The organism is Mycolicibacterium sp. TUM20985 (genome assembly GCF_030295745.1).
GTDB lineage: Bacteria > Actinomycetota > Actinomycetes > Mycobacteriales > Mycobacteriaceae > Mycobacterium.
The window spans coordinates 5,929,294-5,941,742 of record NZ_AP027291.1; the positions used below are offsets into that span (position 1 = coordinate 5,929,294).

Here is a 12,449-nt window from a genome sequence, read left to right on the forward strand (position 1 = left end):
GAGGCGTCAACCATTGGAGGTAACCTGGGGTCATGGAACCGAATTGGCTGGATGCCCGTGAAGAGCGCGCCTGGCGGGCGTTCGTCGACGCGCGTCACCGCGTCGGCGTGCACCTGGAGAGGGGTCTGCAGCGATCGGGCCTGTCGGGGGCTGACTACGAGGTCTTGGCATTGCTCTCCGATCACGACGAGGACCGAATGCCTTCCCATGAGCTACGCAACGCATTGGGCTGGGAGAAGAGCCGCCTGTCTCACCAGCTCCGAGGCATGGAGAAAGGTGGGCTGATCAGCCGCGAGCCCAACCCGAATGACGCCCGCAGCACCATGGTCTGCTTATCGCCGGCGGGTCGAACCGCGATCGAGAATGCGGCGCCCGGCCACGTGGCGGACGTCCGCCGGAACTTCATCGATCTGCTCACCCCAGCTGAGCTCGACCTACTCGCCACTCTCAACGAACGAATCCTGCAGCACCTGGCCGCGAACGACGACTCCCCCGCCGACGAAGAGCCTTCATGACCCGCATCGGCCGTGAGGGATTCAGCGCCGAAAGCGGTATTTGCGTCGGGCGGCACCGGTGCCCTACTCGCTGATCGACCGGACGATAGAAACCGAACACGTGCCGATGGCCAAAGCGCTACACGTAGCTCAGCTGAGTGATGTTGTTCCGCTGCATGGATTTCGTAGCTTGTCCTGGCCGGGGTTGCGCCACAATGCCTTTGGCAGAACGGCATCCGCCGACTGGCGGACGGTCTCGAACGCAATCTCTCGGGATGCGACACCCCCACCGGGGATCTGTCCGCGTCGGTCAGTTCGGCTCACCATCTGTAACGGCATCGTCGTTGCCGGCCGCTGGCCGCAACTTCGCTCCGTTGAATACCAGATTGACGCTGCGGTCGATGGTCTTGCGAACGTTGTGGATGGTGCTGCGCCCGAGCGCCCACGAACGAGTTCGAGCGCCGAGCACGGCGACGAGGGTGTCGACGATGGCCTGCCCGTCGGCTGGGCGGACGTCATGCAGCGCGTGGAGCATGACCTCGAGGTGTCGGTCTGTGAACTGTTCGAAGAGCTGCTGGACGTTGGGGTCTGTGGAACTTTCGAGTGCGATCTCTGCCCGCAGTACTTGCGGTCGGCGTTCGAAGGCGCCCACCGCTCGCATCAGCAAGCCGCGGATGCGTTCCTCGTCGCTGGCGCCGGGTATGAGATTTTCGTCGTTGAGGTCGAAGTCGGTCGACCACTCGAGGAGGGTGGCTGCATAGAGGTGCTCCTTGGACGTGAAGTAGCGGTAGAGCGTTCCGAGCGACACCTTGGCCGCTTCGGCCACTTCGCGCATTTGGATGTTGGCGTACTCGTCGTTCTCCAGGAGCTCGAACGCGGTTTGGAGGATCCGTGTTCGGCGGGCCAAGCGATCTGCGGGCAGCTCCAACGGATCAGGTGGGACGGCTTTTTTCACTGGTTCACGCCACCACTCCGCGTTCTCGGAGGTCCGCGGCGCGGTCACCGGCACCGATCTCCTCCAAGATCTCGGTGGTGTGTTGCCCCAACGCCGGCGCTGGGCGACCCAGGCTCGCGGGAGTTGCCGAGAACCTGGTCGGGTGCCGCGGCATTCTGACCTGGCCGGCGATGGGGTGGTGCTGTTTCTCGAGGAGGCCGATCGCCAGGGCGTGCTCATCGTCGATCAGTTCCTTGGGACTGACCACCATCGAAAACGGCACACGCTCAGCGTCCAGTCGCCGGGTCGCTTCTGCCTTGGTCAGGTTTGCGGCGTGGGCGCGACACAGATCGAAGATCGCCGTGACCGCACCAGAGTTGTTCCAGCGCGCCGCCATCGTCGCGACCTCGGGGTCGTCGTAGCCGTCGACGCCGAAGGCGCGGCACACCCCGGCGAAGTCGTCGTCGCTGGTCGGTACGACCACGCCCCAGCCATCTTGGAACTCAAAGGGAGCGAAGCCACCGACCATCGACGACGGCGTTGAATCGTCCGAATCCATCAAGACTTCGTTCCCTGCGCAGTCCAACCAGAGAAACGAGACGATGGAATCCATCATCGACGATTCGAGGTGTTGTCCGCCCGCACCGTGCTCGCGCGCGTAGAGGGCGGCGGAAATCGCTTGAGCGGCAAAGAGTGCGGTCACCTTGTCGGCCACCGTCTGGCGGACGAACACGGGCACGCCATCAGTGGGATCGGCCTGAACCGAAGCGACGCCGCCGTACCCCTGAATGGCCAAGTCGTAGGCACTTCGGTGCGCGTAGGGACCAGCGGAGCCGTAGCCCGAAAGCGACGCATAGATCACCCCGGGGTTGTCAGCGGCAATGTCGTGGTAGCCGAGCCCGAGCCGGTCCATCACACCAGTTCTAAAGTTCTGGATGACCACGTCGGCCTCCGCGCAGAGTCGGCGGGCAATGTCGAGGCCGTCTGGGGTGGCGAGATCGATCGCAATGGACCTCTTGCCTCGATTGCATAGAAGGAAGGCCGCCGACATGCCGTTGACGCTGGTACCGACCCAACGACAGATGTCGCCGATACCAGGACGTTCGACCTTGACGACGTCGGCGCCTTGGTCGGCGAGTATCGCCGCCGCGAATGGCCCAGTCATGGCGACAGAGAACTCGACTACACGGATTCCATCGAGGGGTCCTGCGGCTGACGCTGGTTGCATGGGGATTCTCCGTACGTGGGTTGAGATTAGGAGCGGGACTGCACCGACGGGTCGGGGTCCGCGAAGGCGAACACGCCCCGGTCGACCGAGACCGGGCGGCCTGGTGCGTCTGTCGTGAGGAATCGGGCGATCACAGCCACATCCTGGGAGTAGGCGACAGTTCGCTCGCCGGTGGCGAGGTCCACGATCACGATTGCTCGTTCGGCCTCGTTCCCCGCGAAGGTGACGGTCGACGCGACGATCGTGCCGTAGCCGTCAGCGATCTCGGCGACGGGTAGCGCCGGTTCCGCCTGCGCGACGGCGTCGGTCACGTCTACGACGGTGAACGGACGTCGCGGTGGTTGGGCCGCGAGAATCATGAGGCCTTGCTTCGTGTAGAGGCCGCTCACGCTGCTCACCAGAGCGTACTCACCCGCTTCGGCCGAAAGCCGTTGCGCAGCAGCGACGAGCGCGTCGAAGACGTAGCTGTTGAACGGCCCTCCGGCGAATGACATGCCACCCGTGACGGTCAGATCACGTCCCGCGGGGACGTTGAGCCCCTCGGCGGCAGCGTTAACGGCCACCGGCATCGGGCTGTACAGATCGAGGATCTCGATGTCAGCGGTGTCGATCTCGGCTTCCCGTCGAACCGCTTCGGCCATGATTCGCATTGCGGCGGGCTGAGATGGACGCGTGCGCGCAGTGACCGGCACGACGTGGTTGGATTCCACCGCAGCGGCCGGAAACAACCATGTCGACCGTGGGATTCCGAGCCGTGATGCGGTGCTAGCCGACGCGAACAGCAGCGCGCTTCCGGAGTCGACCGTCCACGTCGACACCATGTGCTTCGTGTACGGGAACGCCACCATGGGGTTGGCGTCGGAGTGCTCGCGGAGCCAGTCCGCGCTCCGAACCTGCGGGCGAACCGCGTGCGGGTTCATCGCCGCGATCTCGGTGAATCGGCTGTACAGGCGGGCGATGTCATCGCGGTGAGCGTCGAGTCCGCGGCCGTGCGCCACTCGCCATTCGCTGTCGAGCAGTGCATAGAATCCGGGCGCGCCGCCGAGTCCGGCATCGACCTCTGCGCGAAGGACCAGTTCAGCCTCGACAGTGAGGGTCTCGTCGGGAACCGTCCCGGCGGGCTGGGCCGTGATGGAGGCGACCTCGCCGGCCGCCCTCGCGCGAACGTCTCGGTATCTCGCCTCGGCACCGACCACCAGTGCCAATTGCGATGTCCCAGCCTGCACCCGACGGCAGGCCTCGGAGAGCAGGGTCTGCTGCATCACACCGACCTTGGCGAGGACGGTGTGGGCTCCGGGCGCGCCCATCGCCTCGGCCACGATCCGCCCCGGATCGGCGTACACCGTCAGGCCATCGGTCGCGCCGATCCAGTCGACCTCGCCGAGCACGCTGTCCGCCAATGGGGTTGGCAGCATCGACTGGGTCGCCTCGATCATGAGTGCCGCAGCCTCGGGCGAGGCGGTGTGGTCCGGCTCGCGTCTGCTCACTGATGCCCAACCGACAAGGACCGGCGTGGACGGGTCGACGCTCCCTTCACCGGTACCGGTGCGCGAGCCCATCAGCGTGGGACCGTCACGATGACGGTGCCGGGCCCGACCGAGAGTCCGCCCGAGTTCGCCGTCCACACCATTAATTCGGCGACCGTGCGGTCCCCGTCGTTCCGATGGGATTGCACCTTGCCCCGCACCGTCGCGGTGTCGCCCGCTGTATTGAACGAGACCATTCGGAATCCCGAGATCCGCTCGATCGTCCCCTTGTTGCCGATGAACGCCCGGACCGTCCGTTCCCACATACCTTGCAAGAACAGCGTATTGGCATACATCTCAGGGGCCCCGCTGGCCTGTGCGGCCTCGGTGTTGTGGTGAATCAGATTGAAGTCTCGGTTGGCACCCGCCGCCATCACCAAGCGCAAGACCGGTAGCGGAAACGAGATAGCTTCGATGAGTTGACCCGGCTCGATGTCGCGGCCTGTTCGTTGGCCGTCGACGATGGGAGCCGATGACCCCTCGAGCCAATCGTCGGGCACCGGAATTTCCGGCAGGGTCCCACGATCTCCGTTCTCGTTGGAGCCGGTCGGTTCGTTGGGCTCGAAGACGAACAAGCCGGTGCGTAGCGTGGCAACCGGCAGCTCCGCTCGGTCGACCATCGTCGACTCGGACTTCACGAACGCACCACGGCCAACGCGCGTCTGCTTGAGGGACACGTCCGTCAACGTGCGGCCCCGCCCGCCAAGGCGTTCTCCGACGACCACCGGCCGAATGAACTCGACTTCGAAATCGGTCGCAAAGAGACCCGTTGCAGCAGCGGGGTATTCGCCCGGATCGATCACCAGCCGCTGCGGCGCGGCATTGCGGTCCGCAGAAGGAAACGCCACCTCGCCCGGGGACCACTGGGGTCCTCCCACGAAGGAGAAGATGCTCGTATAAGGGGCGATCACGTCGTCGTAGCCGTGCTTCTGGGCAACCTCGGTCGAGTAGTGGAGCGCACAATCGAACTCGAGCGGTTCTAGATAGCGCCTCACGGCACCTCGCTCGACCACGTCAGCTGCCCAGGTGATCGAGCCGTCACCGACGGTCCTACCGACCCGACTGATCACGTCATGCCAATCGGCCTTCCAGTCCTCCGCATCCGACATTCGTTGCCTTCCTCCGCGCACGTACCGCCGACGCGAGACCCCGGTCGGAGCTGACCGACCGGGCGCAACGAGCGCTCCAAACAATAGACAGTAATCGGATTACCGTGCAAGTAGTTACGAAGGTGCCGGGCCGGAAGCTAACCCGATCTGCACTAAACCTCTCACTCTGCCTGGGAACGGTTTGAGCAAAGGGTCATTGAAAGGCCAGACCCAGGCTGGCCACCATGGCCTGCTCGGACTCGTCGGTACGCTCGCGTCCGATAAAGTAATGAGATTCTTCTCCATCGACGAGCCGGACATCGAATTGTGTCGACCGCACCCTCGCCTGGACGTCGGTGCCAAATACCCCCTTGCCCCCCGAGGTCGCTGTCGAGATGCAGCGAAGCCACGGTCGAGGCCCCGGCGAGGCTTCACGATTAACTCCCGTCTCATCGTTAACATCGGGGCCGTGCAGGACTCGCCGGAGACTCTCGGCCTTGGGCCGTTGCGCCCGGTATCCAGGCGCGACGCGTTGCGTTACGCCGCCGCTGCATCGGCGGTGGCCGCGTTGGGTATCGGGTCGGCAGCTGCCGGCAGTCCCACGGCGGCGGCCGCCACTCCGTTATTGATCGACTATGCCGCGCATCAAATTCCTGCCGAACACATCAAGGCTGCAGGCTACGCGGGAGTGGTGAACTACGTTTCGATGTCGCGTCCCGGCACGAACTTCGGCGCCAAGCCGATCACTCGCCCCTACGCCGAGACATTGGCCAAAGCAGGGCTGGTGATCATCAGCAATTATCAGTACGGAAAGCCGGGCGGCGGCGCACCGTCGGACTTCACCCGCGGGTTCGCCGGCGGTGTCGCCGACGCCCGGGCTGCCTGGCAGCTGCACACCGCGGCCGGTGGCGCCCGCAACGCTCCGATCTTCTTCTCCATCGATGAGGACATCAACCGCACTACATGGAACAATGTTGCGCTGCAATGGTTTTACGGAATCAATTCCGTACTCGGTGTGCAACGCACCGGCGTTTACGGCGGCATCGATGTGTGCCATTGGGCTGCGGTAGATGGCGTGATAGGGAACTCCCGCACACCCGGACGCGTATGGGCGTGGCAGACCCGGGCCTGGTCAGACAAGCGAGTCCACCCCAATGCTGTTCTCTATCAGCGCATTGTGGCCACCAAGTCAAATCCAGGCCCGTTGGTTGGGGGCTTCGAAGTCGACGTCAACGACGCCCTGGCCCAGGATTGCGGCCAGTGGAATCTGCATCCGTGAAGTGCTACCGCACATCCGCCGGACCGTGGCAGGGTGTCGGCGTGAATTCAGTTGGCGCGGAGGCCGGCGGCAGGTCAGCGTTCAGCCTCGGGTTGCGGATGAGGCGAAGTCCGACTCTGAGGTGTCAACCGAACGGGCTAGGGCTGCAGCCATGTAGCGGCGCCACAGCGGTTTGAACGGTCCGGCGATGATCCAGCGGCGACCGGGCAGAGGCTTGAACTCGTAGGACCACCGAATGAGAGTTCCGTTGCCGTCGGGTGTGAAGGTCCACTCACCGCGAACGCCGACGGCGAGCTTGGAGAGCATGTTGGTGAAGCCGGTGAGTTGGTAGGCGAAGCTTGTGCCCGCGGTGTACTCGGTCATTTGCTCGTCGGCCTGGGACCCATCGGTGAACTGCGGATTTCGGGTAGGCCCGGGGTGATCCCACGCCTCGGTCTGATTGGCGACACCTGCGACACCGGGAAACGGCAATACGGGAAGGAACACCCGTGAAAGATCAATCGGCGCAATGAGACTCATGGAGTCCGCGGGAGCCAAGCGTGAACGCTGCTGAACGGTGATCGGTACCGTGCGTGTCGTTTGCCATGAGCATGGGACCACTGTGACCTGATTTTGCCAGTGGGATGGGACCACCTGGATTGCCAGTTATGGGACCACCGGCGCGCCGCGTCGGTGGTCTCTTCGTTTGCCCGTTCGATCGCCGTGACAGTTCAAGTCACGGAGGCACGGGCATGGCTTTTCGGGAGGTCAGTGTGAACGAGATCAGGGAAGTGCTGCGGGTGTGGCTCGGGGTGGTGGGGTTACCGGCGCCGGGGTACCGCAGGATCGCCGCGCATTGCGGTGTGGACCGCAAAACGGTGCGCCGCTACGTGGAGGCCGCCCAGGCAGCGGGGCTGCGCCGAGACGACGATGTCAGCGCGCTCGATGACGGGTTGATCGGTGCGGTCGCCGAAGCGGTCCGCCCGGTGCGCCCCGATGGTCACGGCGCGGCCTGGGATCGGCTGCTCGAATTCGAGGAGCAGATCACCGCGTGGGTGGCCGGCGAGGGCGAGGCGCGGCCGTTGACGATCACCAAGATCGCGACGCTGTTGGACCGCCGAGGGTGTGTGGTTCCGTATCGGACGTTGAACCGATTCGCCAGTGAACGTTGCGGTTTCGGACGTAAGGACACCACGGTGCGAGTCGCCGACGGCGACCCGGGGGTGGAATGCCAGATCGATTTCGGCTACCTGGGGATGCTCACCGACACCGGTGATGGTCGTCGCCGCAAGGTGCACGCGTTGATCTTCACCGCCGTCTACAGCCGGCACATGTTCGTGTGGTTGTCGTATTCGCAGACCTTGGCGGCGGTGATCGCTGGCGCTCAGGCGGCGTGGGAGTTCTTCGGCGGCGTCTTCGCGGTGCTGATCCCGGATAACTTGAAACCGGTGATCGCCGCTGCCGATGCGGTCAACCCCCGGTTCACCGCGGGCTGGCTCGATTACGCCGGTCATGGCGGGTTCCTCACCGACCCGGCCCGGGTGCGCTCGCCCAAGGACAAGCCGCGGGTCGAACGCACGGTGCAGTATGTGCGTGGAAACTTCTGGGACGGTGAAACATTCACCAGTCTCGAGCAGGCGCAGCAGGCGGCGACCGCGTGGTGTGAGCGGACGGCCGGTATGCGCATCCACGGCACCACCTGCGCACGGCCGGTGGAGGTGTTCACCGCCGAAGAACAGCGACTCCTGCTGCCGGTGCCGGGGGCCTACGACGTGCCGGTGTTCAAGGCGGTCAAGGTGCACCGCGACTTCCACGCCGAGGTCGGCAAAGCCCTGTACTCGTTGCCCGAGCAGTGGATCGGCACCACGGTGGACGTGCGCGCCGATAGCGAGCTGGTGAAGTTCTATCACCGCGGCACGCTGGTGAAGGTCCATCCCCGCCAACCGGCAGGTGGGCGCAGCACCGACCGCAATGATCTGCCTGAGCACAAGGCCAGCTATGCGCTGCGGGACTTGGCGGCGTTGATCGCGGCGTGTGCCAGCCACGGGCCGAATGTCGGGATCTACGCCGAACGCATCCTCGATGACCCGCTGCCCTGGACCCGGATGCGGACCGTCTACCGGCTCCAGGGTCTGGTGCGCCGTTACGGCGCTGAGCGCGTCGATCGAGCATGTTCACTCGCGTTGGACCTCGACGTCGTCTCGGTCAACAAGATCGCTTCCATGCTGGAACGCGCCACCGAAACCACCACTCCGGCATTGCCCCGGGCGGTCGGGCAGTCAGCTACCCGGTTCTCGCGTGATCCATCCGAATTCACCAACACCCCAGCATCATTGACCGTCGTGGCCGATGCGCAACCCGAGGAGACCCGCTGACATGACCACGACCAACCGCGCAGCCGCCGACCCGGTCGGCGCTGATCTGCTCCGACTGCTCAAAGCACTCAAACTCGGCGCGTTGGCCGACACCCTGCCCGAACGTGCCGCCCTGGCCCGCCAACACAAACTCAGCCACATCGGGTTCCTCGAAACTCTGCTGGCTGATGAGGTATCCCGACGCGAATCCCGCTCAGCCGCCTTACGGGCGACCAAAGCCGGACTCGACCCGAGCATGCGTTTCGACACCTGGACCGCACAAGAGGACCTCCGCTATGACCGCACCCTGCTCGGGGATCTGACCTCGCTGCGGTTCCTCGACGCCGGCCAGTCCGCGATCGTCCTCGGGCCCGTCGGAGTAGGCAAGACGCATTTGGCAACAGCGTTGGGGCACATGGCTATTCGCCGACGGCACACCGTCATATTCGGTCGCGCCGACAAACTGTTCACCCGGCTACGCGCAGCCCGACTCGACCACACCGTCGACACCGAGATCCGCCGCCTGGCCGCGATTGACGTCCTCATCATCGACGACTTCGCGCTGCGCTCGCTCGATGCCACCGAAACCAGCGACTTCTACGAAATCGTCGTCGAACGTCACCGCACCAAGACCACCATCGTGACCTCCAACCGGGAACCCGCCGAATGGCTGACCATGACCGCCGACACGCTATTGGCTCAATCAGCCATCGACCGACTGACCGCGGCGGCCCACACCCTGGTCATCGAAGGACCGTCCTACCGCCAACGCGCCCGGCCCGGCCAGCTTGACCCAGACCACCCCGCCGAGCATCCTCAATAACGCGCCACGGTGGTCCCATCCTCCTGGCAATCAGGTGGTCCCATCACCCTGGCAAGCGACACGTGCGGTCCGTAGAGTCGATGAGGAGTGCGCTCGGGATCGGGTGGGCCATGACCTGAGCATGCAGGCTCCACGAGTTCCTCACCAGAGACCACCAGTACCACCCAGTGATCGACAGTGCGGTGGCAGACTCGGGTAATGACCGAGCTCGGGGTGGCGATCAGAGCGTGGCGCGACCGCGTGAGCCCCGCGGAGGTAGGTCTGCCGGCCGGCCGGGATCGTCGCAGCCCGGGTCTTCGCCGTGAAGAATTGGCCTCCCTCTCCGGCCTGTCCGTGGACTACCTGGTGCGTCTCGAGCAGGGTCGGGCGCAGAATCCCTCACCACAGGTGATCGCCGCACTGGCGCGCGCTTTGAGGCTCAGCGTCGATGAACGCGACGTGCTCTACCGCTCGGCGGGAATCGCACCGCCACCGCGTGGCGTGATCTCTGCGCACCTGAGTCCGGGACTGCAGCGCATCCTCGATCACCTGACGGGCACTCCCGTCGGTGTGTACACCGCGGCATGGGATTTCGTGCTCGGCAACCAGATGTGGCACGCGCTCTTCGGGGATCTAACCGCCCTCTCCGGTCGTGAATCCAACCTGATCTGGCGCGCGTTCGTAACCGAGAACATCCCCCTCGTGCGGTCGGTGGAACAGGCGGATGACTTTGCGCAAGAGATGGTTTCAGACCTCCACGCCGCGATGAGTGCCTACCCAGACGACCAGGGCCTGATCGGACTCGTCGCCGATCTGCGCGCAGCCAGCCCCGCCTTCGAGGCGTGCTGGGGACAGTGGCGCGTAGCGAACCGACGCAGCGAACGCAAGACAGTCGACTCACCTGTCGTTGGGCACATCACCTTCGACTGCGACGTGCTTTCGACGACCGACTCCGACCTGCGCGTCGTGGTCTACACGGCTCCGGTCGGCAGCACTGATGCGGACAAGCTCGACCTGCTCAGGGTGGTCGGCATTCAGACCCAGTAGCGCGGCCGGCCAAAGAGATGATCTAGCGGGCGCGCTTGACGCGGGCCTCGTCCCAGACGGGTTCGGTGGTCTCGCGGACGGTGCCGTCGGCGCCGAAGACCAGGAAGCGATCAAAGGTACGGGCGAACCAGCGGTCGTGGGTCACCGCCAACACGGTGCCTTCGTAGGACTCCAGGCCTTCCTGTAGGGCCTCGGCGGATTCGAGGTCGAGGTTGTCGGTGGGCTCGTCGAGCAGCAACGCGGTCGCGCCTTCGATCTCCAGTAACAGGATCTGGAAGCGGGCCTGCTGGCCGCCCGAGAGCTTGCCGAACGGCTGGTCGCCTTGGCGTTCAAGCTCGTAGCGGCGCAGGACACTCATGGCCGCACCGCGGCCCCTGGCGTGCGCCTCCCAGAGCGTGTCGACCAAGGTCCGCTTCTCTAGTTCGGGATGGGCGTGCGTCTGGGCGAAGAACCCGGGGACAACCCGGGCACCGAGCTTCCAGGTGCCGGTGTGGGGTACGTCGTGGCCGGCTAGCAGCCGCAGGAAGTGCGATTTCCCGGAGCCGTTGGAGCCGAGTACCGCGACCCGCTCGCCGTAGTAGACCTCGATGCTGAACGGGTGCATCAGCCCGGTCAGTTCCAGGTCCTGGCAGGTGACGGCCCGTAGGCCGGTACGGCCGCCGCGCAGCCGCATCGTGATGTCCTGCTTGCGGGGCGGCTCCGGCGGCGGCCCGGCCTCCTCGAACATCCGCAGCCGGGTCTGGGCCGCTGCGTACCGCGACGCCATCGCGTCGCTGCGCCCCGCGTACCCGCGCATGTCCAGGACGAGCTTCTTTAGCTGGGCGTGCTTCTCGTCCCAGCGGCGGCGCAGCTCATCGAACCGGTCGAACCGCCGCTCGCGCGCCTCGTGGAACGACGCGAACCCGCCGCCGTGCACCCACACGTCCGAACCGCTGGGCGTGGGCTCGACACTGGCGATCATGTCGGCTGCCACCGACAGCAGCTCTCGGTCGTGCGAGACGAATAGCACGGTCTTGGGGGTTTCTTTCAGCTGTTCCTCCAGCCAGCGTTTACCCGGCACGTCCAGGTAGTTGTCGGGCTCGTCGAGCAACAGCACTTCGTCGGGGCCGCGCAGCAGCGCCTCGAGAACCAGGCGCTTCTGCTCGCCGCCGGACAGGGTCCGCGCATCCCGCCACTGGCACTCGCTGTAGGGCACGCCGAGGGCGGCCATCGTGCACTTGTCCCAGAGGTTCTCCGCCTCGTATCCGCCCACGTCGCCCCAGTCGCTCAGCGCCTGCGCGTAGGTCATTTGCGCGGCCTCGTTGTCGCGTTCCATCATCGCCAGCTCGGCCGCGTCGACCGCCTTCGCCGCTACGGTGACGGTCGGCCGGGCGACCGCGACCAGTAGATCGCGGACCGTCCGCTCGTCACGGACCGAGCCGATGAACTGCGGCATGACGCCGAGGCCGCCACTGGTAGTGATCGTGCCTTCGTCGGGCTGCAACTCCCCGGCAATCAGGCGCATGAGCGTGGACTTTCCGGCCCCGTTCGGCCCGACCAGGGCTACGACCGAGCCTTGCTCGACCCGGAAGCTGGCGTCGGCCAGTAGCAGCCGCCCATCCGGGAGGTAGTAGTCGACATGCCCGACCTCCAGGTGACCCATGGTCGCCATCATCGTCCATACGCCGGACCGCATGATCGATGACCGCAATCGGCTCGCCCCGGCCTGACTGCTCGGG

The 12,449-nt window shown here is 65.3% G+C and carries 11 protein-coding genes and 1 pseudogene; 6 read left to right on the forward strand and 6 right to left on the reverse strand.

Annotation, left to right across the window (positions count from 1 at the left end; all coding sequences use genetic code 11):
• Positions 1-32: 32 nt before the first annotated feature.
• Positions 33-515 (forward strand): MarR family winged helix-turn-helix transcriptional regulator, encoded by a 483-nt coding sequence (locus QUE68_RS28840; protein ID WP_286274882.1) that lies wholly within the window; start codon positions 33-35, stop codon positions 513-515.
• A 289-nt stretch (positions 516-804) separates the two neighbouring features.
• On the opposite strand, the gene QUE68_RS28845 is transcribed toward QUE68_RS28840, so the two are convergent.
• The 4 genes from QUE68_RS28845 to QUE68_RS28860 form a co-directional block, all read right to left on the reverse strand.
• On the reverse strand, positions 805-1,449 hold the full coding sequence (locus tag QUE68_RS28845; protein ID WP_286274883.1) for a TetR/AcrR family transcriptional regulator: 645 nt from the start codon (positions 1,447-1,449) through the stop codon (positions 805-807).
• 4 nt (positions 1,450-1,453) lie between these two features.
• Positions 1,454-2,593, reverse strand: coding sequence for a CaiB/BaiF CoA transferase family protein (locus QUE68_RS28850; RefSeq protein ID WP_286274884.1), 1,140 nt, complete (start codon positions 2,591-2,593; stop codon positions 1,454-1,456).
• A gap of 89 nt (positions 2,594-2,682) precedes the next feature.
• The gene (locus QUE68_RS28855; protein WP_286274885.1) at positions 2,683-4,143 is read right to left on the reverse strand and encodes a hypothetical protein; all 1,461 of its coding nucleotides are present in this window, start codon (positions 4,141-4,143) and stop codon (positions 2,683-2,685) included.
• Between the two features lie 71 nt (positions 4,144-4,214).
• A complete protein-coding gene (locus tag QUE68_RS28860; protein WP_286274886.1) occupies positions 4,215-5,291 on the reverse strand; it encodes an FAS1-like dehydratase domain-containing protein in 1,077 nt (358 codons plus the stop codon).
• A gap of 448 nt (positions 5,292-5,739) precedes the next feature.
• Between QUE68_RS28860 and QUE68_RS28865 the strand changes: the two genes are divergently transcribed.
• Entirely contained in the window at positions 5,740-6,549 is an 810-nt protein-coding gene (locus QUE68_RS28865; protein WP_286274887.1) for a DUF1906 domain-containing protein, read from the forward strand.
• 81 nt (positions 6,550-6,630) lie between these two features.
• Here the strand turns inward: QUE68_RS28865 and QUE68_RS28870 are convergent, their stop codons facing one another.
• Complete coding sequence (locus QUE68_RS28870) at positions 6,631-7,035, reverse strand: SRPBCC family protein (RefSeq protein ID WP_286274888.1); 405 nt, start codon at positions 7,033-7,035, stop codon at positions 6,631-6,633.
• Positions 7,036-7,280: 245 nt separating this feature from the next.
• Between QUE68_RS28870 and istA the strand changes: the two genes are divergently transcribed.
• The 4 genes and pseudogenes from istA (at position 7,281) to QUE68_RS28890 (ending at position 10,731) form a co-directional block, all read left to right on the forward strand.
• Positions 7,281-8,903 (forward strand): IS21 family transposase, encoded by a 1,623-nt coding sequence (istA, locus tag QUE68_RS28875; protein WP_284226301.1) that lies wholly within the window; start codon positions 7,281-7,283, stop codon positions 8,901-8,903.
• Between the two features lies 1 nt (position 8,904).
• Positions 8,905-9,705, forward strand: a complete 801-nt coding sequence (istB, locus tag QUE68_RS28880) for an IS21-like element helper ATPase IstB (RefSeq protein ID WP_284226300.1) — start codon at positions 8,905-8,907, stop codon at positions 9,703-9,705.
• Positions 9,706-9,903: 198 nt separating this feature from the next.
• Positions 9,904-10,089, forward strand: a pseudogene (locus tag QUE68_RS28885) (helix-turn-helix domain-containing protein); the annotation flags it as partial.
• Between the two features lie 3 nt (positions 10,090-10,092).
• Positions 10,093-10,731, forward strand: a complete 639-nt coding sequence (locus tag QUE68_RS28890) for an MmyB family transcriptional regulator (protein WP_286275964.1) — start codon at positions 10,093-10,095, stop codon at positions 10,729-10,731.
• A 22-nt stretch (positions 10,732-10,753) separates the two neighbouring features.
• Here the strand turns inward: QUE68_RS28890 and QUE68_RS28895 are convergent, their stop codons facing one another.
• Complete coding sequence (locus tag QUE68_RS28895) at positions 10,754-12,373, reverse strand: ABC-F family ATP-binding cassette domain-containing protein (protein WP_286274889.1); 1,620 nt, start codon at positions 12,371-12,373, stop codon at positions 10,754-10,756.
• Positions 12,374-12,449: the final 76 nt, after the last annotated feature.

What these genes read in the sequence shown, in the direction of transcription:
- QUE68_RS28840 (WP_286274882.1), top strand. Translation starts at nt 33, where the DNA reads ATGGAACCGAATTGGCTGGATGCCCGTGAAGAGCGCGCCTGGCGGGCG.
- QUE68_RS28850 (WP_286274884.1), bottom strand. Translation starts at nt 2,593, where the DNA reads ATGACTGGGCCATTCGCGGCGGCGATACTCGCCGACCAAGGCGCCGAC.
- QUE68_RS28860 (WP_286274886.1), bottom strand. Translation starts at nt 5,291, where the DNA reads ATGTCGGATGCGGAGGACTGGAAGGCCGATTGGCATGACGTGATCAGT.
- istA (WP_284226301.1), top strand. Translation starts at nt 7,281, where the DNA reads ATGGCTTTTCGGGAGGTCAGTGTGAACGAGATCAGGGAAGTGCTGCGG.
- istB (WP_284226300.1), top strand. Translation starts at nt 8,905, where the DNA reads ATGACCACGACCAACCGCGCAGCCGCCGACCCGGTCGGCGCTGATCTG.
- QUE68_RS28895 (WP_286274889.1), bottom strand. Translation starts at nt 12,373, where the DNA reads ATGGGTCACCTGGAGGTCGGGCATGTCGACTACTACCTCCCGGATGGG.